Annotated in this window: 24 protein-coding genes; 15 read left to right on the top strand and 9 right to left on the bottom strand. The window is 72.0% G+C overall.

Annotation, left to right across the window (positions count from 1 at the left end; genetic code table 11):
- Positions 1-63: 63 nt before the first annotated feature.
- Together ACIA77_RS38670 and ACIA77_RS38665 are read left to right on the top strand one after the other, a co-directional pair.
- Positions 64-783 (top strand): FadR/GntR family transcriptional regulator, encoded by a 720-nt coding sequence (locus tag ACIA77_RS38670; protein WP_395891082.1) that lies wholly within the window; start codon positions 64-66, stop codon positions 781-783.
- 52 nt (positions 784-835) lie between these two features.
- Entirely contained in the window at positions 836-2221 is a 1386-nt protein-coding gene (locus ACIA77_RS38665) for an MmgE/PrpD family protein (RefSeq protein WP_395891081.1), read from the top strand.
- Between the two features lie 44 nt (positions 2222-2265).
- On the opposite strand, the gene ACIA77_RS38660 is transcribed toward ACIA77_RS38665, so the two are convergent.
- Positions 2266-2559, bottom strand: a complete 294-nt coding sequence (locus ACIA77_RS38660; protein ID WP_395891079.1) for a hypothetical protein — start codon at positions 2557-2559, stop codon at positions 2266-2268.
- Positions 2560-2609: 50 nt separating this feature from the next.
- On the opposite strand from ACIA77_RS38660, the gene ACIA77_RS38655 reads away from it, so the two are divergent.
- The gene (locus tag ACIA77_RS38655) at positions 2610-3782 is read left to right on the top strand and encodes a cysteine desulfurase family protein (RefSeq protein ID WP_395891078.1); all 1173 of its coding nucleotides are present in this window, start codon (positions 2610-2612) and stop codon (positions 3780-3782) included.
- Here the strand turns inward: ACIA77_RS38655 and ACIA77_RS38650 are convergent.
- Entirely contained in the window at positions 3746-4690 is a 945-nt protein-coding gene (locus ACIA77_RS38650; protein WP_395891077.1) for an NAD-dependent epimerase/dehydratase family protein, read from the bottom strand. The two genes, ACIA77_RS38655 and ACIA77_RS38650, sit on opposite strands and share 37 nt — an antisense overlap.
- A 64-nt stretch (positions 4691-4754) precedes the next feature.
- Between ACIA77_RS38650 and ACIA77_RS38645 the strand changes: the two genes are divergently transcribed.
- The 4 genes from ACIA77_RS38645 to infA all read left to right on the top strand — a co-directional run bounded on the left by ACIA77_RS38645 (position 4755) and on the right by infA (position 7682).
- Complete coding sequence (locus ACIA77_RS38645) at positions 4755-5204, top strand: MarR family winged helix-turn-helix transcriptional regulator (protein ID WP_395891076.1); 450 nt, start codon at positions 4755-4757, stop codon at positions 5202-5204.
- A 254-nt stretch (positions 5205-5458) separates the two neighbouring features.
- On the top strand, positions 5459-6583 hold the full coding sequence (locus tag ACIA77_RS38640) for a hypothetical protein (RefSeq protein ID WP_395891075.1): 1125 nt from the start codon (positions 5459-5461) through the stop codon (positions 6581-6583).
- A gap of 176 nt (positions 6584-6759) precedes the next feature.
- Positions 6760-7464, top strand: coding sequence for a GNAT family N-acetyltransferase (locus ACIA77_RS38635; protein WP_395891074.1), 705 nt, complete (start codon positions 6760-6762; stop codon positions 7462-7464).
- Entirely contained in the window at positions 7464-7682 is a 219-nt protein-coding gene (gene infA, locus ACIA77_RS38630; RefSeq protein ID WP_395891073.1) for a translation initiation factor IF-1, read from the top strand. The genes ACIA77_RS38635 and infA overlap by 1 nt, the downstream gene beginning before the upstream one ends.
- Before the next feature lie 56 nt (positions 7683-7738).
- Here infA and ACIA77_RS38625 read toward each other — a convergent pair whose 3' ends face one another.
- Positions 7739-11035, bottom strand: a complete 3297-nt coding sequence (locus tag ACIA77_RS38625) for an error-prone DNA polymerase (protein WP_395891109.1) — start codon at positions 11033-11035, stop codon at positions 7739-7741.
- Positions 11036-11249: 214 nt separating this feature from the next.
- Between ACIA77_RS38625 and ACIA77_RS38620 the strand changes: the two genes are divergently transcribed.
- Complete coding sequence (locus ACIA77_RS38620) at positions 11250-11738, top strand: hypothetical protein (RefSeq protein WP_395891072.1); 489 nt, start codon at positions 11250-11252, stop codon at positions 11736-11738.
- Between the two features lie 22 nt (positions 11739-11760).
- On the opposite strand, the gene ACIA77_RS38615 is transcribed toward ACIA77_RS38620, so the two are convergent.
- From ACIA77_RS38615 to ACIA77_RS38605, 3 genes are read right to left on the bottom strand one after another with little or no spacing between them, the layout of a single operon-like run.
- Positions 11761-12123, bottom strand: coding sequence for a DUF3037 domain-containing protein (locus tag ACIA77_RS38615; RefSeq protein ID WP_395891071.1), 363 nt, complete (start codon positions 12121-12123; stop codon positions 11761-11763).
- On the bottom strand, positions 12120-12908 hold the full coding sequence (locus ACIA77_RS38610; protein WP_395891070.1) for a HipA family kinase: 789 nt from the start codon (positions 12906-12908) through the stop codon (positions 12120-12122). Before ACIA77_RS38610 ends, ACIA77_RS38615 begins: the two co-directional genes overlap by 4 nt.
- The gene (locus ACIA77_RS38605; protein ID WP_395891069.1) at positions 12905-13558 is read right to left on the bottom strand and encodes a TetR/AcrR family transcriptional regulator; all 654 of its coding nucleotides are present in this window, start codon (positions 13556-13558) and stop codon (positions 12905-12907) included. The genes ACIA77_RS38610 and ACIA77_RS38605 overlap by 4 nt, the downstream gene beginning before the upstream one ends.
- A 105-nt stretch (positions 13559-13663) precedes the next feature.
- Between ACIA77_RS38605 and ACIA77_RS38600 the strand changes: the two genes are divergently transcribed.
- Both ACIA77_RS38600 and ACIA77_RS38595 read left to right on the top strand, forming a co-directional pair.
- A complete protein-coding gene (locus ACIA77_RS38600; protein ID WP_395891067.1) occupies positions 13664-14251 on the top strand; it encodes a TetR/AcrR family transcriptional regulator in 588 nt (195 codons plus the stop codon).
- Complete coding sequence (locus ACIA77_RS38595) at positions 14248-14541, top strand: putative quinol monooxygenase (RefSeq protein WP_395891066.1); 294 nt, start codon at positions 14248-14250, stop codon at positions 14539-14541. Before ACIA77_RS38600 ends, ACIA77_RS38595 begins: the two co-directional genes overlap by 4 nt.
- 60 nt (positions 14542-14601) lie before the next feature.
- Here the strand turns inward: ACIA77_RS38595 and ACIA77_RS38590 are convergent, their stop codons facing one another.
- Positions 14602-16146, bottom strand: a complete 1545-nt coding sequence (locus ACIA77_RS38590) for a UbiD family decarboxylase (protein WP_395891065.1) — start codon at positions 16144-16146, stop codon at positions 14602-14604.
- A 343-nt stretch (positions 16147-16489) separates the two neighbouring features.
- Between ACIA77_RS38590 and ACIA77_RS38585 the strand changes: the two genes are divergently transcribed.
- From ACIA77_RS38585 to ACIA77_RS38565, 5 genes are read left to right on the top strand one after another with little or no spacing between them, the layout of a single operon-like run.
- Complete coding sequence (locus ACIA77_RS38585) at positions 16490-17848, top strand: MFS transporter (protein WP_395891064.1); 1359 nt, start codon at positions 16490-16492, stop codon at positions 17846-17848.
- Between the two features lie 32 nt (positions 17849-17880).
- Entirely contained in the window at positions 17881-18816 is a 936-nt protein-coding gene (locus ACIA77_RS38580; protein WP_395891063.1) for an ABC transporter substrate-binding protein, read from the top strand.
- Entirely contained in the window at positions 18813-19622 is an 810-nt protein-coding gene (locus ACIA77_RS38575; protein WP_395891062.1) for a carbon-nitrogen family hydrolase, read from the top strand. Before ACIA77_RS38580 ends, ACIA77_RS38575 begins: the two co-directional genes overlap by 4 nt.
- On the top strand, positions 19619-20257 hold the full coding sequence (locus ACIA77_RS38570; RefSeq protein ID WP_395891061.1) for a DUF2848 family protein: 639 nt from the start codon (positions 19619-19621) through the stop codon (positions 20255-20257). Before ACIA77_RS38575 ends, ACIA77_RS38570 begins: the two co-directional genes overlap by 4 nt.
- Before the next feature lie 27 nt (positions 20258-20284).
- Complete coding sequence (locus tag ACIA77_RS38565; RefSeq protein WP_204089790.1) at positions 20285-20632, top strand: cupin domain-containing protein; 348 nt, start codon at positions 20285-20287, stop codon at positions 20630-20632.
- Positions 20633-20784: 152 nt separating this feature from the next.
- On the opposite strand, the gene ACIA77_RS38560 is transcribed toward ACIA77_RS38565, so the two are convergent.
- Positions 20785-22263 (bottom strand): 4-hydroxyphenylacetate 3-hydroxylase family protein, encoded by a 1479-nt coding sequence (locus tag ACIA77_RS38560; protein WP_395891060.1) that lies wholly within the window; start codon positions 22261-22263, stop codon positions 20785-20787.
- Positions 22260-22823, bottom strand: coding sequence for a flavin reductase family protein (locus ACIA77_RS38555; protein WP_395891059.1), 564 nt, complete (start codon positions 22821-22823; stop codon positions 22260-22262). The genes ACIA77_RS38560 and ACIA77_RS38555 overlap by 4 nt, the downstream gene beginning before the upstream one ends.
- Between the last annotated feature and the right edge of the window lie 114 nt (positions 22824-22937).

Below are 22937 nucleotides of genomic sequence, written 5' to 3'. Positions count from 1 at the left end.
TGCGGCCGGGGCTCCCGATGTCCTACGCTTCGGTGAGACAGTTCAGCGGACGAGGGGGACGGGATGAGTGACAGCGCCGGCCTGCGGGTGCGCCGGGTGCAGGCCGCCTACCGGCAGGTCGCCGACCAGCTGAAGGAGCAGATCCTCACCGGCGAGCTGACCGCGGGCACGCGGCTGCCGAACGAGGCCGAACTGGCCCGCCTGTTCGGGGTCAGCCGCAGCACCGTGCGCGAGGCCCTGCGACTGCTCGCCAGCCAGCACCTCGTGGACACCACGCGGGGCGCGACGGGCGGCACGTTCGTGTCGAGCCCGGACGCGCTGAGCGTCGCCGAAAACCTCGGCGGCGCCCTGGGGTTGCTGGTGAACGCGCAGAGCATGAGCGTGGCGAACCTGCTCGAGGCGCGGTTGCTCCTCGAGCCGCAAGCCGCCTGGCTGGCCGCGTCGCGCGCGGACGAAGCGGGGCTGGAGGCACTGGCGGCGGCGACCGCGAGCACGTCGGAACTGGCGCCGTCGCGCGGGTTCGTCGTGCACTGGGACTTCCACACGACGCTCGTGGCGATCACCGGCAACCCGCTGCTGCACCTGATGTGCCGCCCCATCAACGACGTGCTGCGGGGGCGGCTGCACCGCGACCGCGTCCCGCGCGACGTGTGGGACCAGGTCGACGCCGACCACGTCGACATCCAGCGCGCCGTGGCCGGCGGCGACGCCGACGCGGCTGAGCGGCTGACCCGTGAGCACCTGCACAGCCTGCGACCGCTGTACGAGAAGATGGAAGACTAAACGTCCGACATATGCTTGTGGCCGCTGGGGCCGAGGGTGCAGACTGCGGGACATGCACTCGATGACCCTCGCCGGCCGGCTCGGGGAGTTCGCCGCCGCCACCCGCTTCGAAGACCTGCCGCCCGCCGTCGTCGAGCAGGCGCGCCACCTCGCGCTCGACGCGGTGGGGCTGGCGTTCTGCGCGGCGGACGAGCCGTTCGCCCGGCGGGCCCGGGAGGCGGTCGCGGCGCTCGGCGCCGGTGACCAGCCCGTGCTGGCGCTCCCCGACCGCCTGCCGGCGCGGGATGCCGCGCTGCTCAACGGGGTTCTGGTGCACGGGCACGACTTCGACGACACGCACATCGGGTCGATCGTGCACGTTTCCGCGTCGGCGCTGCCCGCGTCGATCGCCGCCGCGATCGCGGCCGGCCGCTCGGCGCGGGAACTGCTGGTGGCTTACGCGCTGGCGATCGAGGTGAGCGCGCGCGTCGGATTGGCCGCGCACGGCGGGTTCCACGACGCGGGCTTCCACCCGACCGGGGTGGCGGGCGCGTTCGGGGCCGCGGTGGCGGCGGCGAAGCTCGCCGGCCTCGACGCGGCGGGGATCGCGGGCGCGCAGCAGATCGTGGGGTCGATGGCGTCGGGGATCCTGGAGTTCCTCGAGGACGGCGCGTGGACGAAACGCCTGCACCCGGGCTGGGCGGCGTCGTCGGCCCTGACGGCGGCCGCGTTCGCCCGGGTGAACTGGCCGGGGCCGGCGAAGGTCTACGAAGGACGGTACGGCCTGTACGCCACGCATTTGGCGGACCGTTCCTGGGATCCCGACGCGCTCGTCGCGGACCTCGGCACCCGCTGGGAACTCCTCACGACGGGCGTGAAGCCCTACCCGAGCTGCCACTTCAGCCACGGTTTCGCCGACGCGCTGCTCGACCTGCGGGCCTCGGTGGGCTTCACCGCCGACGACGTCGAGCACATCCGCTGCCTCATCCACCCCACCGCCGCCGCGGCCGTGTTCGAGCCGCTGGAACGCAAACGCCGCCCGCGCGACCTGTACGACGCGAAGTTCTCCGTGCCGTACATCGCGGGCGCGTGCCTGACCCGCGGCCGCCTCACCCTGGCCGAATTCACGGACGCCGCGCTCGCCGACCCGGCCATCCACGCCGTCGCCGCCCGCGTCGATTACGCCGACGACCCCGATTCGCGCTTCCCGGACGCCTACTCGGCCGCCGTCGAAGTCACCCTCCGCGACGGCCGCCGGTTCACCCGTCGCGAACCCGTGAACCGCGGCCACGCCGAACGCCCCCTGTCCGCCGCGGACGTCGAGGCGAAGTTCGCCGGGAACATGGCCCTCGTCGTGGACACCGCGACGGCCGCCCGGGTTCGGTCGGCCGTGCTGGGACTGGGTGCGGACGAGCGATCGGCGCTGGAGTTCGCGGAGGCTTGCACGCGACCTTCGTGACAGCTGTGGCCGGGGTGGCTACTACGCCGGCCGGCGAAATCAGCTCACGTGCGTGAGGCGGGCCCGGACCTGGTGGCCGGTGTCGTCGTGGGCGAGGACCGTACCCGTGACGCGCGCCCCGAGCCGCGGCGACTCGCCCGGGACGGGCAGGTAGGGAGCTCGGCCAGGGCGACGGCGTCGGGGACGTCGTCGACCGTGAAGAAGACGCCGAAGGGCTGGCGGGCGAGGACGGTGCCGCTGAGTGCGGCGCCGATGGGCAGCCGGGCGACGGTGGCGGCCCACGCGAGCCCGGCTCGCCGGTCGAGGCCGGGGTCTTCGGGCCAGGAGAACTCGCTCACGGAGCAAGTATCGCCAGCCGCGAGCGCCGGTGCGGCGTAGCCTCGGCGCCGTGAGTTCTCGGGACAACGCCACGCACCCCGGCCTGGCCGGCGGGCCCGTCTACCTGGACTACAACGCCACCACGCCCGTCGATCCGCGGGTGGTGGAGGTGGTGGCGCCGTTCTGGACGCGGGCGTTCGGCAATCCGTCGAGTGAGCACGCGTACGGCGCCGAGCCGCGGCGGGCGCTGGCGGGGGCGCGGGCGCAAGTGGCGGAGTTCCTCGGCGCGCGGGAGGACGAGGTGGTGTTCACCGCTTCCGGGTCGGAGGCGAACCTGCTGGCGCTGCGCGGCGCGGTGCTCGCCGCCGGGGCCCGGCTCGTGGTGCAGGCGACCGAGCACCCGGCGGTTCTCGAGACGGCGCAGGCGCTGGCGCGCCTGCACGGCACGCGGGTGACGGTCCTGCCCGTCGACCACAGTGGACTTGTCGACCCGGAGTCCCTTGAGGACGCTCTGCGCGCGGATGACGGCCCGGCCGTCGTGTCGATCATGGCGGCCAACAACGAAACCGGGGCGCTGCAGCCGGTCGCGGAGCTGGCCGCGATCGCGCACGAGCGCGGCGCGGTGGTGCACTGCGACGCCGCCCAGGCGTGCGGGAAGATCCCCGTGGACGTGACGCGGCTGGGGGTCGACCTGCTCACCGTGGTCGGGCACAAGATGTACGCGCCGCGCGGGGCGGCCGCGTTGTTCGTGCGGCGGGGTGTGCCGCTCGAGCCCGTGGTGTACGGCGGTGGCCAGGAACGCGGACTGCGCGCCGGCACGGAGAACGTCGCCCTCGCCGTCGCGCTCGGCAAGGCGGCGCAGCTGGCGAAGGAACTCGGCGCGGAGCGGATCTCGGCGCTGCGCGACGACCTGCACCACCGCCTCGCCGCGGTCTTGCCCGTCCGCGTGAACGGGCCCGCCGAGCGCCTGCCGAACACGCTCAACCTCAGCATCGACGGCGTCCGCGGCCACGAACTCCTCGCGGCGTGCCCGGAGATCGCCGCGTCCACGGGCTCGGCCTGCCACAGCGGCGTCCACTCCCCCTCGCCGGTGCTGACCGCGATGGGGGTGCCGCCCGAGCGCGCGCTCGGGGCCATCCGGCTGTCGCTCGGCCGGTTCACGACCGCCGGGGACGTCGACGTGGCCGCGGCCGCGCTGATCGCGGCTCACCGGTCGTTGCCGGCCTCCAGCCAGGCCAGGTAGTCGGCCGTCGCGGTTTCGACGTCGTACTCCGGGGTGTAGCCGGTGTCCTGCCGGAGCCGGGTGATGTCGAGGTGGATCGGCGCGGTCGTGCCGCCCGCCGGGAGCTCGAACCCGGTGCCCGGCAAGGCTTTCTCGATCGCGGCGAGCACCTCGGCGTTGGTGGTGGCGCGGCCGGAGGCGACGTTGTACGTGCGGTGACGGAGCTCGTCCGCGAGCTGCAGCAGCGCGATCGCGCGGCCGCAGTCCTTCACGTAGCACAGATCGATGCCATCCTCGGCGTACGCCGGCGCGCGCAGGTCCGGTTCGGTGCCGCGTGCGGCGGCGTGCACGAACTGCGGTGCGGGGAAAAACGGGTCCACCGGCCGGCCGAGCGGGCCCCAGATCGCGCCGATGCGGTAGGTGACGACGTCGAGGCCGGTCTCACCCGCGAGGTGGCCGGTGAGCAACTCGCCGATCTTCTTGAACGCCGGGATCGGATGCGGCGACGTCATCGGCAACGGCAGGTCTTCGGCGAGCGCACCGTCGGCCGGGACACCCGCGTAGACGCCGATCGTGCTCGCGACCCCGACCCGCCGCACCCCCCACGCCTGCGCGGCCTCGAGGACGTTGAACAGCGTGCCGAGCGCTTGCCGCGCGGCTTCGACGGGCCGGTCACCGCCGGGTGGCCACGGCATCGACCCCGCGAGGTGCACGATCCCGGTGATCTCGTGCCGCTCACCGAGCTCCAGCACCGACGGCAGGTCGGCGAGGTCGGCCTGCTCCAGCGCCACCTGTGCACCTTCGAACATCGCCGGCAGCTCGGGTGTGCGGCGCTGGACCAGCACACACCCCTCACCCCGGTCGAGCAGCGCGCGCACGGTGTGCGAGCCGATGAACCCCAGACCCCCGGTCACCAAGATCATGGTCATCCCCTCCTGTTGCCGAGCTGATTATCAGCACCGCTGACGATTAGCTTAACGATAGGATCGGCACGTGTCGAGGAACGAGGGACCCGAGGTCGGTTCGCGGCTGGGCTACCTGCTCAAGCACGCGCAGCTGCGGATGGCCGAGCTGAACACGAAGGCGCTGGCGCCGTACGGCATCGACGGGCGCGAGCTGGGTGTCCTGCTCGTCCTCGCCGGCGGCGAACCGAAGTCCCAGCAGCAGGCGGCACAGCGCCTGTCCGTCGACCGCACGACGATGGTCGCCCTCCTCGACACCCTCGAGGACAAGGGACTGGTCTCCCGCCACCCCGACGCCGCCGACCGGCGCCGCAACGTCGTCGAGCTCACCCCGCGGGGCCACGACCTCGTCCGCCGCGCCACGAAAGCCAGCGACGACGCCGAACGGGCGCTGCTGGCACCACTCAGTCCGCAAGCGGCGAAGCAGTTGCGCAACGCCCTGCAGGAGATCGTCAGCAGTGCTGACGATGAGCAGGCCTGAAGCTCGAACACCTTGTCCCCCAACGGTGTTCGGCGACGAACGCGAAAATGGCTCGGCCCCGTCTGTTGCGCCGGTTACGCTGGTGACGTGGCCGTCGCAGTGATCGCTCGCCGATTTACCGGCCCCCTGGCTCCCGAAGGGCGCCGCAGGGGCCGGGCTGAGTCGCGTCTGACGGACTGAGCCGCGCCGGCGGGCAGGCCCAGGGGCCAGGGGGTGTCAGGAACCCCTCACACCCCGAAGCCAGGAGGCCCGTCATGCCCGTGCACCTTTCCGCACCCCAGCTCGCCCGTGCTCTGTCCCTTCGCGACCTCACCGATCCCGCCGCGGGTCCGCACGCCCTGCAGCTCGTCGTCGACCGTGCCGTCGGGGCGGTGGCGGAGCGGTGGGGGTGTGAAGTCCGGTGGTGGCGCGGCGAGCGGATCGTCACCGTCGAGGACAACTACGACAACCTGGGCTACGGCCCCGGCGACGTCACGCGCGACAGCCGCTACACCCGGTACGTCGACGACCGCCGGATGCTGCGCAGCCACACCTCCGCCCTGGTCCCCGCCGCACTCCGCGCGCTCGCCGCCGACCCGGCCGACGACGTGCTCCTCGTCTGCCCCGGCATTGTCCACCGCCGCGACAGCATCGACCGGCTGCACACCGGCACGCCCCACCAGCTCGACCTGTGGCGCGTCACCCGCCGCGCGCGGATGACCACCACCGACCTGGACGAACTGGTCGAAGTCCTCGCCGGAGCCCTGCTGCCGGGTGTGGAGTACCGGCACGAACACCGCGTCCACCCCTACACGCTCGAGGGCCGCCAGGTCGACGTCGCCCGCGACGGCGGGTGGCTCGAGGTCGCGGAGTGCGGGCTGGCGCACCCGCGGGTGCTGAGCCGCGCGGGCCTGGGCGGCGAGTGGAGCGGCCTCGCGCTCGGCCTCGGACTCGACCGGATGCTGATGCGGCTCAAGGACATCCCGGACATCCGGGTCCTGCGTTCGCCCGACCCGTCCGTCGCCGCCCAGCTCGCCGACCTGGCGCCCTACCGCCCCGTCTCGGCGATGCCGGCGATCCGCCGCGACCTCTCCGTCGCCGTCGACGGCAGCGACCGCGCCGAGGACCTCGGCGACCGCGTCCGCGAAGCGCTGGGCCCGGACGCCGACTGCGTCGAGACCGTCGAAATCCTGGCCCAGACCCCGGTCGCCGACCTGCCGCCCCAGGCCCGCGCCCGGCTCGGCGCGCGGCCGAACCAGAAGAACGTGCTCGTCAAGGTCGTCCTGCGCCGCCTCGACCGGACCCTCACCGACCGCGAAGCCAACGCGCTCCGGGACCGCGTCCACGCCGCCGTCCACCAGGGCACGCCCGGTCCGCCGGAAATCCGGTGGACGCGGTGACGGGGCGCCGGTAACCTGCTCGTCGACCGTGGCATCGAGCCCAGGAGGTGAGGACCCATGAACGCTGTTTCGATGTGGGTGCTCCCCTCGTCGTCACGGTCGGGCGGCTAGGGGTCCGCCCGGGAGCGCCTTCGGTGAACACATCCCGAAGGGTGACTACCTTGGATTCTTTGTGTGTGACCCGGGTGTCGCGCGGCTGCTGGCACGCGCTGGACGACGACCGGGTGATCGGCCGCGGAGAAGTTTTCGTGCGGCCTGATGGAAGACCGTTCCTGAGCATCGACGTCTGGCGCGACGACGCGTTCGGCCGCCTGGCCGAAGCGATGCTGCCGGAATTGCCGAAACCGCTGTACACAGTGGTCGACGAACGTGAGACCCACGTGACCGCCCACTGGCGTGCGGCCGGCTTCTCGGTCCGCCGGCGGGAATGGGACTGCCTGATCCCCACCGGCCCGGCGGAGCCGTCCGACGTGCCGGTGATTTCCCCCGAAGAAGAACCATTGTCCGAACTGGACCGCGCGATCCGAGAGGAGGTCGAGGCGAGGATCGGCTGGCGGGAAATGCCCGCCGAACTGCTGGGCCCGGGTGTGGTGGACCCGTCGAAGTACGCGGTGGCGGCGAAGTCCGGCCGCTACGTCGGGCTGATCCGCGTGACGCAGGTGCAGCGCCTGCCGCGGATCGGCCTGATCGCGGTCCGCGCCGACGAGCAGCGCCGCGGTGTCGGGCGCGCGTTGCTCGGCCACGCGTTGGGTTCGCTGCACGACCGGGGCATCGCAACGGCGTCGGCCGAGCTGAACGAATCGAACACCGCCGCGCTGGCGTTGTTCGAAGGATTCGGTGCGCGACGCGTGGGCAGCAACCTGGAACTGGTGCTGCCCTGATGGCCAAGACGGGGATAGAAGTGGAAGGCACCGTCGTGGAGTGCCTGCGCGACGCGACCTTCCGCGTGGAACTGGCCAACGGGCACCTGGTGCTCGCCCACATCAGCGGGAAGATCCGGCGCAACTACATCAAGATCATGCCGTTCGACCGGGTCCTGCTCGAGCTGAGCCCGTACGACCTCGACCGCGGCCGGATCCTCTTCCGCTACCGGGCCTAGTGCGGCGCCGGGCTCTTCCGGGTCACCACCGGCCCGGAAGAGCCCGGCCCAGTTCGTCACCGGAAGTCCCGTGACTTCAGGGCCAGGTTCTTGAGGTCCAGCGGCTCGATCCGATCGGCCACGATGGACACCGTGCCCTCACCGACCTGCGCGATCCCGCGCACCACGACCGCGCTGTGGTTCTGCAGCACGCGCCGGCTGCGGCGCCACACGCCGACGGACACGATGACGTTCGCCATGCCCGTTTCGTCTTCCAGGTTCAGGAACGTGATCCCGCCGGCCGTGGCGGGCCGTTGTTTGTGCGTGACGGCGCCGCCGACGTGGACGCGCGTACCGTCCGGCACCGCGAGCAGCTCGCCGGCCGGGACGGCGCCGAGGGTGTCGAGGTGCCCGCGCAGGAAGGAGACCGGGTGGCGGTCCGGGGTGATGCCCGTGGCCCACAGGTCCGCGGTCGCCAGTTCGAACGCCGTCATGCCCGGCAGGGCCGGGGCGTGGTGGCCGAGCGCCAGGCCGGGCAGGTGCTCGGCCCGGATGCTCGACGCGGGGCCGGCCGCCCACAGCGCCGAACGGCGGTCGACCGAGCCGAACACCCCCGCGGTGGCGAGGGATTCGACGACCGGGCGGGCGAGCTGCACGCGTTCGGTCAGCTCGCCGATCGACGCGAACGGGCCGCCCGCGTCTCGTTCCGCGACGATGCGCTCGGCGACGTCCTGGCCGACGGACCGGATCCCGGCCAGCCCGAGGCGGATCGCGACGCCGCCGGTGCTGTCCGGACAGGACTCGAGCGTCGCGTGCGGCAACGACCGGTTCAGGTCCGGTGAGCGGGTCACGACACCGTGGTGGCGGGCGTCGGCGACCAGCGACTGAGGACTGTAGAACCCCATCGGCTGCGCGCGCAGCAGCCCGGCGCAGAACGCGCCCGGGTAGTAGCGCTTGAACCACGCCGACGCGTACACCAGCAGCGCGAACGACATCGAGTGCGCCTCGGGGAACCCGTAACCGGAGAAGGCGTGGATCTGTTCGAAGATCCGGGCCGCCAGCTCGGGCGGCACGCCGTTGGCCGCGGCGCCCTCGAAGAACCGCCCCGCCAGCCGGCGCATCTTGGCGCTGGACCTCTTGGCCCCCATGGCTCGCCGCAGCTGGTCGGCTTCGGCGGCGGTGAACGAGGCGACGTCACGCGCCATCTGCATCACCTGCTCCTGGAACAGGGGCACGCCGAGCGTTCGCTCCAAAGCGGACGCCAGCAGCGGGTGCGCGTGCGCCCACTTCTCCTCCCCGCGGCGGCGCCGGATGTACGGGTGCACGGAACCGCCCTGGATGGGGCCGGGCCGGATGAGCGCGACCTCCACCACGAGGTCGTAGAACTTCCGCGGCCGCAGGCGGGGCAGCGTGCCGAGCTGCGCGCGGGACTCCACTTGGAACACGCCCACGGCGTCGGCTTCGCAGAGCATGTCGTACACCGAAGGATCCGCGAGATCGAGGTCGTGGAGTCCGATGTGGACGTCGTGGTGCTCGGCGACGAGGTCGATCGTGTAGTGCAGCGCCGAAAGCATGCCCAGCCCGAGCAGGTCGAACTTCGTCAGGCCGATCGCGGCGCAGTCGTCCTTGTCCCACTGCAGCACCGACCGGTCGGCGGCCGTCGCCCACTCGACGGGCACGATCTCGCTCACGGGCGTCTTCGCGATCACCATGCCGCCCGAGTGCACCCCGAGGTGGCGAGGCGTGTCCTCGAGCCAGGCGGCGCACTCCAGCACGTCTTCGGGGATGTCGTGGGCTTCCCGCTCCGCCGGCGCCGAGCCGGTCGCGACGGACGACCAGCGGTCCACCTGCTTGCCGAACGCGTCCTGCTGCCCCTGCGAGTAGCCGAGCGCCTTCGCCGCGTCGCGGATCGCCGAGCGCGAGCGGTAGGTGATCACGTTCGCGACCTGCGCGGCGTGGAACCGGCCGTGCTTCTCGTAGACGTACTGGATCACCTCCTCGCGCCGGTCGGACTCGATGTCGACGTCGATGTCCGGCGGCCCGTCGCGCTCGGGGGCGAGGAAGCGTTCGAACAGCAGGTTCCACTTCACCGGATCGGCGTGGCTGATCTGCAGCGCGAAGCAGACGGCGGAGTTGGCGGCCGAGCCGCGGCCCTGCGCGAGGATGTGCTCCTGGCGGCAGAACCGCACGATGTCCCACACCACCAGGAAGTAGCCGGGGAACCCGAGCCGGCGGATCACGTCGAGCTCGTGGTCGAGCTGCGCGTAGGCCTTCGGGTTGTCCGCGCGGCCGCCGTACCGCCGCGCGGCGCCCTCGAACGTGAGGTGGCGCAGGTAGTCGTCCTCGTCGGCGAACGCGGCGGGCACGTCGAACGGCGGCAGCTCCGGCGCGACGAGCGCGAGGTCGAACGCGCACTCCACACCCAGCAGCGCCGCCCGCTGCACCGCGCCCGGGTAGCGCGCGAAGCGGCCGGCCTGTTCGGCGCCGCTGCGCAGGAACGCCGTGCCGTCGGCCGGCAGCCAGCCCTCCAGGTCGTCGACGGAGCGCCGCGCCCGGATCGCCGCCACGGCGGCCGCGTGGCGCGCCTGCTCGGGACGCGCGTAGTGGACGTTGTTGGTCGCGACGGTCGGCAGCTTCAACTCGCGGGCGAGCTCGGCGAGACGGTCGTTGTGGAAGTCGTCTAGCGGCAGGCCCTGCTCCAGCAGCTCGACGGCCACGTGGTCCCGGCCGAACCGGTCGGCCAGCGTCTTCAGCGCGGCCGCCGCGCCGGCGTCGTCGCCGCGGGCGAGCGCGCTGCGGACGGCGGCTTTGCGGCAGCCGCTGAGCACGAGGACGTGGCCGCGTAGCTCTTCGGCGACGTCGTCGAGCGCGAGCACCGGACGGCCCTTCTCCCCCGCCAGCTGTCCGCGCGAGATGACCGAGCACAGGCGCCGGTACCCGTCGATGTCCCGCGCGATGACCTGCAGGTGCGTGCCGGCCGGATCGGGCACGCCGCCCTGCGGCGCGGGCAGGCCGAGCGACAGCTCCGCGCCGTACCCCGTGCGGACGCCGATCTCCCGCGCCGCTTCGGCGAAGCGGACCGCGCCGTACATGCCGTCGCGGTCGGTGAGCACGAGCGCGTCGAGCCCCAGCCGCACGGCCTCCTCCACCAGCCCCTCGGGCGACGCGACGCCGTCGAGGAACGAGAAGTACGAGTGCAGGTGCAGCTCCGCGTACGGCACCCGCGGTCCGTCGGCCTCGATGTCGGCCTGCGGCCGCAGCCGCTCGGGCGGCCGGTAGCCCTCCCGCTTGCGCGACCACGCGGGCGAGTCCCCGCCGTCGCCGCGCACGGGCGCGCGCCCCGCCGCGATCCGCTCCAGCTCAGCCCACCGCATGAGCGGGTTGTTGAAGCCGCCTCGCCGGTCCTGCTGGTCCACCGCACCGTCCTCGCTCGCGTGGAGTTGCGCCGCGGGGAAGACAGCGTGTTCCGGCCTGCACCCCGACCAGGGGAACAGGTGTTCGAAAACCCAGCTTACCTCCTCGCGCCACCGGGACCGGTCCCCCGGGGGTCGCCCTAGGTTCCGGCGGACGCGGAACGAGGAGGACGTGGTGACACAACAGCAGGTCGAGGTGCTCCGGCGGCCGCCGGCCGGCGCGGTGCTGGCGATCGTGTTCGGGTTGGCGGCGGCGGTCCGGGAGGTGCTGTTCCTGGCGCTGTCACCGGCCGGGTTCGACGCCGAAGGCTGGGGCGGCTTCGACGCGTGGGCCCTGCTCTCGACGTTCCGCCCGACGCTGGACGGGACGCTGTCCCTCAGCGCCCTCGGCGGCCTGGTGAGCCAGGTGCTGTGCGCCGTCTGCTGCTTCGCCGGGGCGGTGTTCACCGTCGGCCGCTTCCGGCTCGGCCGCCGGCTGATCATCGCGGGCGCGGGGTTGCGGCTGTTCGTCGTGCTGGTCACCGTGGTCATCGGCGCGATCCCCCTCGACGGCGCTCGGGTCCTCACCGAGCCCATCGCCCTGCTGCTGTACGGGGATTGGCTGTTCCCGTTGCTGGCACTGGGGCTGGCGAGCGGGCGGCGGACGAAGGCCTGGGTTTCGTGACCACGAACCGGTTTCGGCGAGTTCAGCCGAGCGGGCGCACCAGCAGTGTCAGCAGCCGGTCCAGCTCCACGGCCGGATCGTCGGCGAAGCCGGTGTGGACGGGGCCCGGCCGGACCACCGTGCTGCGGGGCGCGGTGAGCCAGCGGAAGTGGCGGCCGGGGTCCGGGGCGGTGGCGCAGCCGTCGGCGACGGCGGACAGCAGCGCGAGCACGGTCTCGACGTCGGCGGTGGGGTCGAGTGCGCGCAGGCGGTGTTCGTCCAGCTCGACGCCGGCGGCGAGGAACTTCCGGTCGCGGCAGTAGAGGAGCACGCCGCCGTTGAGGGACTCCTCGCGGTCGGCCCGGGGGACCACGCGCAGCACCGCGTACTCGTACACGGTGCTCACGCGCGGACCCCGGAAACGGCTTCACGCAACGGCGCCAGCCACGCGTCCCGCGCGCGCAGCCGCGCCGAAAGCTGGGTCACGTACGCCTCCCGCAAGTCCTGGGCGCTGCCGAACCCCGCCTCCGGCTCCAGCCAGGCGTCGGGCACCGCGGCGGCCGCGGTACGCAATGCGTCCTCGTCCAGCAACGGCGCCAGCGCGGCGTCGGCGGTGTCCACAGTGTCCACACCGGAGGCGAAACCCAGCAGCACGTGGTCATCGGCAGCGTACGGCCTCGTCGCGAACGCGCCGGCGCCCGCCCAGTTGTAGTGGAACGTGAGCGCCGCACCGTGGTCGATGAGCACCGGTTTCCGGTGCCACCACAGCAGGTTCGGGTTGCGCCAGGACCGGTCGACGTTGTTCGTCAGCGCGTCGAACCACAGCACCCGGCTCGCGAACACCGGATCGACCGGGAACGCGCGCGCCGAGAAGTCGAGCGCGCCCGGCAGGAAGTCGACGCCGAGGTTCGGTCCCGTGCTCGCGCGCAGCAGGTCCTGGATCTCGGGGTCGGCCTCGAGCCGGCCGAACGCCGCGTCCAGGCCGGCCTCGACGAGCCGCGGCACGGGCAGCCCGAGGACCCCGGCGAGCCCGGCGCACAGCACCTCGGCCACGAGCACCTTGGGACCCTGCCCGGCCCCGCGGAACTTGACCACGTAGCTGCCGAGGTCGTCGGCCTCCATCAGGCCGGGCAGCGACCCGCCCTCGCGAAACGGCGAGACGTAGCGGGTCAGCCGCACGCGCTCCATCATTCGTCCTCCCCGGAATCGGCCCGGACGGCGTACTCCAGCACGCGGTCGCCGAGCAGGTCTTCGACGGCGTCGAGCAGATCTTCGGCCGCGGCGGCGATGTCGTCCGCGGACTCCCCCGCGACCGTCCGCGCGCCGATCTCGGCGAACACCAGCGAGTGGACCCACCCGAGCTGGCTCGCGACCAGCCGCGGCCGCCGGTCCCCCGCCGCCGCGCCCGCCTCTGCCACGAGCAGCTCGGCGAGCTCGTCCACCATCCGGCCGGCGAGGTCACCCAGCCGCGCGGCGAGCGTCGGCGTCGCGAGCATCATCGCCAGCACGCGCCCGAACCCCGGGGTCAGCCCGACGGTCCGCTCCCGGCCGCGCACCTCCGCCCGCAGGTGGGCGAGCACGGCGCGGGCCGCCGACTGGCCGGCGGACCGCCCGGCCACCACGTCGGCCAGCCGCCGGGGCGACGCCTCGTGCGGCGGCAGCACCAGGTCCTCCTTGGTGCGGAAGTAGTTGTAGACCGTGCCCTCCGAGACGTCCGCGGCCTCGGCGACCTCCGCGATCGTCACGTCGTCGAAGCCCCGTTCGGCGAACAGGCCGATGGCGACGTCGGAGATCCGGCGCAGCGTCTGCCGCTTCTTGCGCTCCCTCAGTCCCTCGGCCACGTCCGACATTGTGGCATGCTCCAAATTTGGAGTCGACTTTATTTTCACAGTGGGCGACCACAAGACCGGGCCCGCCAGGCCCACTCCTCGACTACAGTCGCGCTCGTGCACGCGCCCAGGCTGACCCCGAAGGGACAGGCGACACGGGCGCGCATCGTCGAAGCGGCGGCGGAGCTGGTGGCCGAGCGCGGGGCGCACGGCACCAGCAACGAGCAGCTGCGGGCCAGGGCCGGCGTCAGCGGTTCGCAGCTCACGCACTACTTCCCGGACAAGGCCGGGTGGGTGCGGGCCGCGCTGGCGTGGCGGGCCGGCCCGGCGCTGGCGGCGCACCGCCGGGCCCAGCCAGGACAGCCTCGACCGGCTGCGGAGCTGGGCCGAGCACGTCCGGCCCGGCGAGTTCGGCGCGCTCGCGGCGAACTCGCCAAGTCGGAACTCGACGGGCACGACGAAGGGCGAGCCGGCTTCGACCGGTGGACCGAGCTGTTCCGCGGTGGCTTCCAGGCGATGCGCGACCGCGGCGAGCTGGCCCCCGGAGCGGATCCCGGTCACCTCGCGCGCGTGCTGCTCGCCGCGGACCAGAGCGCTTCGCTGCTCGCCCGCGCCACCGGCGACGCCACCCTCCACGGCGCCCTCACCCAGCTCACGACGTTCGCCGAACCCCGAGAAGAACCCCGAGGAGAAGGAGAAGCATGACCCAGCTGCAGGTGATCGCCCGCTACACCGTGTCCGCCGGCCAGGAGGACGCGGTCGGGGCGCTGGTGCCCGAGCTCGCCAAGGCCGCGCGCACGGAGCCGGGCAACGTGTCGTTCGACGTGTACCGCTCGTTCGACGACCCGCGCTCGCTCGTGCTGCTCGAGCGCTACGTCTCGCGGGAGGCGTTCGCCGAGCACCGCGAGACGGAGCACTTCAAGCGGCTCGTCCTCGACGGCATCGTGCCGCTGCTGGACGAGCGGACGGTGGAGCTCTACGACGTCACCGCCTGAGCCCACCGTGTCCACTGTGTCCACTGTGTCCACCCGGTCCGTCAGGACCACGGTGGACGGTCACGAACCGGCGTAGCGCCCCCGTGCGGCGTCGGCCGCCGCCTGGCGGTCGGCGTCGGACCAGGCGCCCAGCTCGTACCCGAACCACGGTTCGGCGAGCGTGAGCTCCGGCAGCCCCAGCTCCTGCCACAGGTCCTGCGCGCGTTCCATGAATTCCTTGGCGGGCAAGGAAGTCGGCGGGTAAGGCCGCTTGCGCGTGGCGTCGATCAGCAGCGCCGAGGACAGGCTGCCGTCCTCGGCCGCCGACGGGTCGAGCCGCGGCAGCTTGCCCGGCAGGATGGTGACGTCGCGCGCGGGCTGCATGCGGAAGCTCATCGCCCACGCGACCGCGTTGAGGTCTTCGGGGTCGACGTCGTCGTCCACGGCGATGATCGTCTTGCCCATCGACGCCTCGTACCCGGACGCCGCGTAGAGCGCCTGGCGCGCCTGGCCGGGGGTCGGGTTCTTCAGCTGGATCACGAAGAACATGTTGCAGGTGCCGCTCTCGTGCGTGACGAAGCGCTGCACCGCGTTGATGTTGCACGCCTGCTTGAGGAACCGCAGGTACACGTTCTCGAACGCGATCTTGCGCATCAGCGTCGACTCGCTCGGCGGGAACTCGCTGATGAACGCCTGCACGACCGGCGCCGTGCGGTGCGTGATGCAGCGGACGCGGAACACCGGCGAACTCGTCTGCGGCCCCATGTACCCGCTCGCCTCACCGAAGGGGCCCTCCGGTTCGAGGTGCTCCGGGTCGATCTCGCCTTCGAGCACGATCTCGGCGTGCGCGGGCACCTCGAGGTCCACGGTCTCGCAGCGCACCACCTCGAGCGGGCGGCCCATCAGCCCGCCGGCCACGGCGTACTCGCTGACGCCGAACGGGATCTTCTGCGCACCGGCGAACCCGACCGCGGGCACCGCGCCGAGGACGATCGCGGCTTCGAGCTTCTTGCCGAGGCGGCGGGCCTTGGCGAGGTGGATCGCGATGTGCTGCGTGGGCGTGTCCATCTGCAGGCCGATGCGGTCCGGCCCCTTGACCATGCCGCGGTAGATGCCGACGTTGTACGTGCCGTCTTCCGGGTCCTTCGTGATCCAGTACGGCGCGGTGAGGAACGGCGCCGGGTCGAAGCCGGGCGTGGAGATCGGGTGCGGGAAGCCGTCGACGCCGCGGAAGTCCAGGAGGGACTGTCCGCTGAGGACGTTCTCCTTGCACGGTCCCGTCTCGACCACGACGGGTTCGATCGGGTTGGCGAACGCGGCCGCCCAGCGGCCGGCGACCTCGTCGGGCTTGGCGGCCAGCGCCGTCGTGTACACCGCGCGCGACGAAGCGAAGGCGCCCATCACCACGGTGCCCTCGAAGCTGCGCCCCGACCCGTCCGTCACGTTCTCGAAGAGGAACGCCTTGCGCTCGGCCTCCGGCAGCCCGCGGAACTGCAGGCGCACCAACGGAACCAGCTCCGTGTCCTTGTCGACGGGCCGGGTCACCCGCACCAGCAGCCCCCGGCGGTCCAGTTCGGCCAGGTACTCCCGGAGGTCACCGTAGGGGTACTCGTTCGCGCTCGTCACCGTTCCTCTTTCGTCAGCGGGAAAAACTCACGGACTCCGTGTTACCGGAGCCGTTAACAAACGTGCGAAGGGCCTCGAAACCGGCTCCGCCACACCGGGACCGCAGTACGGTTTTCTTTGCCGGCAACGGGGTTCCGTGCGTCTCGGTTCCGCATCATCCGGGCGGCTCCCCTGTTCGGCGTTGACACCCGGCCGGGCTCGACCTATCGTCTCCCGCATCATTTATGGCTGTCAAGTCAGGTACTAAAGTTAAATAAATCCTGTCCACTCGCGGCACCCGTTCCCCCACCGGCGACACCGTGATGTGTCGCGTGCTGGGTGCCGCCCGGGCCGAGGAGCGCGGATGCGACCCGCTGCCACGTTCGACCACTGTCTCACCGAGACCCCACTGACGTCCCGGGTCCTCGCGATCGCCGCGATCGGCGGCGCCGCGGTGATCTTCGACGGCTACGACCTGCAGGCCCTGGCCTACGCGCTGCCCAAGATCGTCGCCGAGTGGCACATCTCCCCCGTGCAGGCGGGACTGCTCGCCTCGTTCACGTTCGTCGGCCTGTTCATCGGCGCCGTCGGGCTCGGCGCGCTCGGCGACCGCTTCGGGCGAAAGCGCATGCTCGTACTGGGCGTGTCCGTGTTCGCCGTCTTCATGGGCACGGCCGGGTTCGCCGGCGACTACACCCAGTTCGCGATCCTGCGGTTCTGCGCCGCCATCGGCATGGGCGGCGTGCTGCCCGCGACGATCGCGATGCTCGGCGAATACGTGCCCGTCCGCCGGCGCGGGCGCATGATCGCCGTGTCGGCCGGCTGCTTCACGTTCGGCTTCGTGCTCGCCGCCGTCGCGGCCACGCTGCTGGTGCCGAACTTCGGCTGGCGGCCGCTGTTCCACCTCTCCTACGCGGCGCTGATCGTCGCGGCCCTGATCGCCTGGTTCGTCCCGGAAACCCCGCAGTTCCTCGCCACGCGCAGCCGGTACGACGAAGCCCTCGCCACCGTCAAGAAGGTCTACCCGGCGATCTGGCCGGCCGCGCAGGCCGCCGACCCCGCCGAGTTCTTCACCGGTCCGCGCACCAAGGACGGCCAGATCCAGCTGCGCACCCTGTGGACGGCGCGCTACCGCAACTCCACCCTCACGATCTCGCTGCTGTACCTCTTCCTGCAGTTCGTGGTCTACGCGCTCGACTTCTGGATGGTGTCGCTGCTCGTGAAGCACGGCCTGAGCCTGGTCGGCAGCTACTCCTACGCGATCGAGCAGGCCGCGGCGGCCACCCTCGGCGGGTTCGTGCTCGGCTGGGTGCTCGACCGCATGAACCAGTACGCCGCGCTCGCCATCGCGTTCGCCGCCGGCGGCGTGTGCCTGGTGCTGTTCGGGTTCGCCACGTCCGTGGTCGCCCTGTACCTGCTCAACGCGCTGGCCGGCGCGTTCATCATCGGCGGCCAGAACGTGGTCCACACGCTCGTCATGGCGACCTACGGCCCGGAGGCCCGCGCGACCGGGCTCGGCTGGGCACTGGGCATCGGCCGGCTCGGCGGCCTGCTCGGGCCGCTCATCGGCGGGTACCTGCTCGCCGCCTCGCTGCCCTTCCCGGTGTACTTCCTGGTCTTCGCCGTGCCGGCTGTGCTGTGCTCGGTCACGGTGGTGGTGCTGAGGGCCGTTCGGGCACCCGAGCCGGCCGCCGTGACGCGCCAGCTTGACCCTAAATACTAAGCTAAGTACATTACTTGAGTACTGTTAATTTCTTGACCAGGAAGGCCGCCATGCGCCTTGCCGTGCCCGACCTCGTCTCGAACTCCTACTTCCCCGCGATCGCCGCGGTGGAGCTGGGATTCCTTCGCGACGAGGGACTCGACGTGGAGCTCGAACTCCTCTTCCCCGTCACCGACGCCGCGGTTGCTCTTCGCGACGGGCAGATCGACTTCCTCGCCGGTTGCGCCCACGCCCCGCTCTACGCGGACCCCGCGTGGGGCGACCAGAAGCTGCTGGCCGCGCTCGCGCAGAACATGTACTGGTTCCTCGTGGTGCGGCCCGACCTCGACGTGACCCGCGAAAACCTCGGGAAGCTGCGGGACATCCGGATCGGCGCCGCGCCCGGCCCCGACCTCGGCCTGCGCCGGCTGCTCGAGGCGGCGGGCACGGACCTCACCGGTGCGGGCGTCACCATCGCGCCCGTGGCCGGGGTCGCCGGTGACGTCTCCTTCGGCGTCACCGCCGCCCAAGCCCTGGCCGACGGCAAGATCGACGCCTTCTGGGCCAACGGGATGGGCACCGAGGTCGCGGTGCGGCGCGGAGTCGGCAAGGTCGTGGTGGACGCCCGCCGCGACGGTGGCGAAGCCGCGCTGTACACCTTCCCGGCGCTGATGACGACGGGCCGGACGGCGGCCGAGCGGCCGGACGAGACCGCCGCCGTCACCCGCGGCGTGCTGCGGGCGCAGCGCGAGCTGCGGCGCGACCCGTCGCTGGCCACCAAGGTCGGCACCGCGCTGTTCCCGGAGATGGAAGCCGGGCTCATCGCGGGCCTGATCGAGCGTGACGGGCCGTTCTACGAGCCCGCCATCTCGCCCGAGGCCGCGGCCGGGCTCGCCGGGTTCGCCCGCGCGACCGGGCTGACCGAGCGCGAACTCACGTACGACGACATGGTCGCCGCGGCCGCGCGGGACCTGTGGCAGGCCTCGTGAGGATCGCGCTCGTCCAGATCGCGAGCCCGCAGGACGAGCCCGTCGCCGCCCGGTTCGACCGGGTGGCCGGGCTCGTCCGCTCGGCCGCCGGGGCGGATCTGATCGTCCTGCCCGAGCTGTGGGCGACCGGCTACTTCGCCTTCGACGACTACGCCCGCGACGCCGAACCGGCCGACGGGCCGTCGCTCGCCCGCCTCGGCGCGCTCGCGCGCGAGACGGGCGCGTACCTGCACGGCGGCAGCTTCGTCGAGCGGCTGCCCGACGGCGCGCTGCGCAACACCGCCGTGCTGTTCGACCCGGCCGGGAAGCTCGTGCACAGCTACAGCAAGGTGCACGTGTTCGGCTACCAGTCGAAGGAAGCGCAGCTGCTCAAGCCCGGTGACCAGGTGTCCGCCGTGGCCACGCCGTTCGGCGCCGTCGCCGGCACCACGTGCTACGACCTGCGCTTCCCCGAGCTGTGGCGCTGCCTCGTCGACGCCGGCGCCGAGCTCGTGATCGTGCCCGCCGCGTGGCCCGCGGCGCGCCTGGCGCACTGGCAGCTGTTCACCACGGCCCGCGCCGTGGAGGAGCAGGTGCTCGTGGTGGCGTGCAACGCCACCGGCAGCCAAGGTGGGGTGGAACTCGGCGGGCACAGCCGCGTGGTCGACCCGTGGGGCACCGTGCTCGCCGAAGCCGGCACCGACGAGGGCATCACGTGGTGCGACGCCGACCCGGGCGTCGTCCCGGCCACGCGCGAGCAGTTCCCCGTGCTCGACGACCGGCTGCCCAGCTACCAGGAACTGACCCGACGAGGAGCGCACGCATGACCGCACTCACCTTCACCGTGGCCCGGACGGGCGAAACCGTCACGGTCACCGACTTCGACCTCGTGGTCGCCGGGTACACCGGCCGCGACGAGGCCGCCGTGAAGCACCACATCGACGAGCTCGCCGCCATCGGCGTGCCGCCGCCCGATTCCGTCCCGGCGTTCTACGAGCTCGAGGCCGCGCTCGCGACGCAGGCCGCCACGATCTCCGTGTCGGGCACCAACACCTCCGGCGAAGTCGAGCCCGTGCTCGTGCGCGCCGGCGGCAAGCTGTACCTCACGGTGGGCTCCGACCACACCGACCGCGACATCGAGACCTCCAGCGTCAAGGACTCGAAGGCCGCGTGCCCCAAGCCGCTCGGCGCCACCGTGGTGCCCATCGAGAACCCCGACTGGGACGCGATCGTCGCGGAATCCACTGTGGACGGCGTGCGCTACCAGCACGGCCCGCTGAGCGCCTTGCGCATCCCGACCGACGTGCTCGCCCTGCACCGGGGTTCGGACTCGCGCGACCTGGTGATGTTCTGCGGCACCCTGACCCTGATCGAGGGCAAGTTCGTGCCGGGCCGCGACTGGACGCTGTCGCTGACGCTGCCCGGCGGTCCCGAGCTCACGCACACCTACTCGGTGTCCTGACCCCGAACCGGAGAGAGAGAAACCCCCATGGCCAAGCCGGAACACGAGTTCTTCCCCACCAAGACGGTCGAGTTCACCCCCTGCGCGGGTGTCGTGCCGCAGCTGACCGAGCGCATCCTCGCCGCCGACGGCGACACCGGCGTCGCCACCCGCATGCTGCGCTTCGAGCCCGGCACCGACACCACCCCGAACGGCGTGCAGGTGCACGACTTCTGGGAAGAAGTCTACATCCTCGAGGGCTCCTTCACCGACACGCGGCTCGGTGAGACCTTCTCCGCCGGTGACTACGCCTGCCGCCCGCCGGGCATGGAGCACGGCCCGTGGACCAGCGAGGAAGGCTGCCTCACGTTCGAGGTGCGCTACCGCACGAGCTGAACCGTCCACAGCGGACACGAGAAAGGGCGCCCGGTCCCGGCCGGGCGCCCTTTCTCGTGTCCGCACGCGAAATCCGGCACGCGCACGTGGAAACGGGGCACCCGGCGTTCGCCGGGCGCCCCGCGGTCTGTGTGCCCCTCGCGGGGCCCCGCTCAGGCCTGCACGGTCTCCGTGCGGCCGTCGAGGTCGTAGCCGGCGAGCGCGCCGTCCACGAGCGCCTCGGCGCGGGAGAAGTCGTAGATCTGGCTCATGCGCGACTTCACCAGGAACGGCGCCCCGGCGTAGAACATCTCGTACTGCTGGTGCCGGCTCGCGAACTCCGAGCCGATGAGGTCCCACACCAACTTCAGCAGCTTCACGCGTTCGACGGTCGGGTGCCCGGGCGACTGCACGTACCGCTCGAAGTCGGCGCGCGCCTCGGGGTTGGCGAAGTCAGCGGCCGAGGACGGCAGCTGGATCACGCCGCCGCCCACGAGGTCGCGGACGAGGTGCAGCAGCTTCGGGTAGAAGTCCGACTGCAGCGTCATCGTCGCGTAGCACTCCTCGCGACCGGGCCAGGCCACGCCCTTCTCGTCGACCTCGCAGTGCTGCTCCTGCGCGTACACGAGCCCCGCCACCATCGCCGCGTGGGCGGCGAGTTCGCCGAGCACCCCGCGCACGGGCGGGAACTTGTCCGAGCCGTTCATGCGCGCGACGCGCAGGGCGAGACCCGCCAGCAGGTCCAGCTTCACGGAGAAGCGGATCTGGGCCTGGTTGTTGCCCAGCAGGTGCGCCGGCGTGCGGCTCCACTGGTCGCTCGTGATCTGCCGGTCGCGGAACACGAACACGTGCTCCCACGGCACGAAGACGTCGTCGAACACGATCAGCGAGTCGGTCTCGTCGAAGCGGCTGGCGAGCGGGTAGTCGTACACGCTCGTGGCGGCTTCGGCGTAGCTGCGCCGCGAGTAGATCTTCAGCCCCTCGGCACCGATCGGGACGGCGACGGAGATCGCCTGGTCCTCGTCACCCGGCTGCAGCGGCACGATGCAGCTGAGCACCAGGTAGTCGGAGATCGCGGCACCGGTGCCGAGCATCTGCGCGCCGGCGATCACGATGCCGTCTTCGCGCTCCTCCTTGACCCCCGCGTACAGGTGCGGGTCGGCCTGCTGGTGCGCGGGCTTGCTGCGGTCGATCTGCGGCGGCACGATCGCGTACGAGCAGTAGAGGTCGTTGTCGCGCACGTATTCGTAGAACTTCACGACGTTGTCGGCGAACCGCTGCCCGCCGGCCGCGAACACGTCGGAGCGGCCCGCCCAGCCGGCGAGGAACCCGGCGACGTGCTCCGGGCCGCGGCCCATGAGCCCGAACGTGGCCTCGGCCGTCTTCCGCAGCGCCACGCGGCGGCGGCGCAGGTCGTCCTCCCCGCGCGGGATGAGGTACGACAGGTTCACCGGCGCCCCCGTGACGGGCGACGGGAACGTCATCTCCACCGCGTTGGCGGGGTCGTGCGCCACGTCGTACACGCGCGCGATGGACTCGACGGCCCCCTTGAACGCGGGGTGCGAAGCGACATCGGAGACGTATTCGCCGTCGACGAACACCCGCCGGTTGTCGCGCAGTCCTTCGACGTAGTCCTTGCCGGAACGCGTCACGCCGATTCCTCCAGTGCGATCGGTAGCGGCCGGGGCCGCGGGTGGTGGATCCCCGCCTGCAACTGCCGGTAACTGCCCCGGAAGTGCACGAGCGGTTCGTGGTGCGGCAGCGCCGAGCTGAGCCCGATGCCGCCGACGGTGGCGATGAGCACGGCGTGCGTGCCCGCTTCGACGTCCTGGTCGATCTCGCAGTCCAGGAACGCCAGTGCCCCCGAAAGGGCGGGGCTGTGCCAGCCCTCTTGCCGGGTGAGCCACTCCGCCGGCAAGGCCTTGTCGGCGCCCGGCCGCGCGCAGTGGTCCGAGATCTCGCGGGCGGGCGAGCCGAGGATGTTCACGCCGAAGCGGCGCGTCTCGGCGATGCGCTCGTAGGTGCGGGTGGACCGGTTGACGCAGACCAGGATCAGCAGCGGATCGACCGACACCGAAGAAAAGGCGGTGGCCGTCATGCCGATCGGCCGGCCCGCCGCGTCCCAGAGGGTGATGACGTTGACGCTCGACGCGAAGGAGCCGAGAGCCGCCTTGAACCCGCTGGGATCACTGTCCGCGGAATGCAGAGCCATGGGGTGACCTCCTGGGCCAGAAGGCTAACAATAATACCTGACTTTAGTCAACTAAAACTGTGCCACGTATGATCGCCGCGTCCGCTCGCCGCCGCGCTCGTCCGAGAGGAAACT

Origin of the sequence: Amycolatopsis sp. NPDC051903, assembly GCF_044452505.1 — a bacterium.
In the GTDB taxonomy this organism is placed as follows: domain Bacteria; phylum Actinomycetota; class Actinomycetes; order Mycobacteriales; family Pseudonocardiaceae; genus Amycolatopsis.
The sequence above is the reverse complement of the archived record's forward strand: the minus strand, read 5'-3'. Positions and strand labels throughout refer to the sequence as shown.